We start from the raw sequence: 1,199 nt of genomic DNA on the forward strand, positions 1-1,199 counted from the left end.
AGGTTGCCGGCGTTCTCGAAGTCCTCGCCTCGCTCGATCTGGACGGCGCTCTTGTCACTGCCGACGCCTTGCATTGCCGGCCCGATGTCGCGCAGGCCATCCGCGACCGGAAGGGCCACTACGTTCTAGCCATCAAGAGCAATCGCGGCCGGCTCTTCAAGGCCGCCAAGGCGTTGCTCGACACCGCCCGACGGCCTGCGCGAGCAAGCCAGCGAAGAACCGCCGCCCACGATCGCATCCAGCGCCGGCAAGCCATCATCGTGCCGGCACCGCAATTGGCCAAGAAACATGGCTTCACCCGCTATCGTCGCGGTCGGCCGCATCGACAGCTGGCGCGCAACGGCCGGCAAGCCTGCCAAGCGGACGGCCCGATACTTTCTGGCTTCGCGGCGGCTGTCGGCCAAGAAGCTGCTCGACGTCGTCCGCGCCCACTGGAGCATCGAGAACAACCTGCACTGGGTTCTCGACGTTCTGTTCGACGAGGACGCTTGCCGCAGCCGCAAGGACCACGCCCCGGAGAACCTTGCCGTCATCCGCAAGCTCGCCATCAACGCCCTGCAAGCCACGCCAGGTCCAGCGCGGACCAGCCACAAAATGCTCCAGGCAAGATGGAGCAACGACTTCCTTCTCACCGTCCTGGCCCATATGCGATAGCCCTACCCGCAAGGGGGGAGGGAGCCTGAAGAGGGTGCTCACCTCACATGCACGACGCCGACGCGCCGCGCCTTACGGCTGCTTGATCTCCACCGTCTGGCGCTTGCCGGCGGCGATGGTGAACGGCTTTTCGACCTTCTGGCCGTCGGCATAGGTCGCGACCGCGACATAGTCGCCGGCGTTGAGCGCGACGTTGTAGGTCGCCTCATAGTTCACCGCGACGTGCTTGCGCTCGTCGTTGAGGTCGCGCTCGGCGCTGTAGATGTCGATCTGCTGGGCACTGTCGGTCTTGATCCCGACCACGCCGGCATTGAGATTGACCGTGACCCGGGTCGGCGCGCCGGACTTCACTTCCGTGCTCGCGGTGCCCCTCGCCTCGCCGACCGTCACCTTCACCTCGTAGCTGCCGCCGGGCAGATCGAACTTCGATTCGGGATCGTACTCCTGCGCGACCTTGTCGCCCTCGTCGCCGTCGGGCTTCGCAGGCTGGTGGACCGCGACCACGAGGTCCTTCTCGACCTTGGGCCCGCCTTCCGCATAGGTGG

General features: G+C 65.9%; 1 protein-coding gene and 1 pseudogene. One reads left to right on the forward strand and one right to left on the reverse strand.

The features are described from left to right. Window positions 1–68: 68 nt before the first annotated feature. Window positions 69–654: pseudogene (locus NS334_RS19190) on the forward strand (ISAs1 family transposase). 72 nt (window positions 655–726) lie between these two features. Here the strand turns inward: NS334_RS19190 and NS334_RS18775 are convergent. After that, window positions 727–1,199: hypothetical protein (locus NS334_RS18775; RefSeq protein WP_206542702.1), on the reverse strand; the 473-nt coding region annotated here is incomplete at its 5' end.

The sequence above is a fragment of the Sphingomonas endophytica genome (genome assembly GCF_001476895.1).
Lineage (GTDB): Bacteria > Pseudomonadota > Alphaproteobacteria > Sphingomonadales > Sphingomonadaceae > Sphingomonas > Sphingomonas endophytica_A.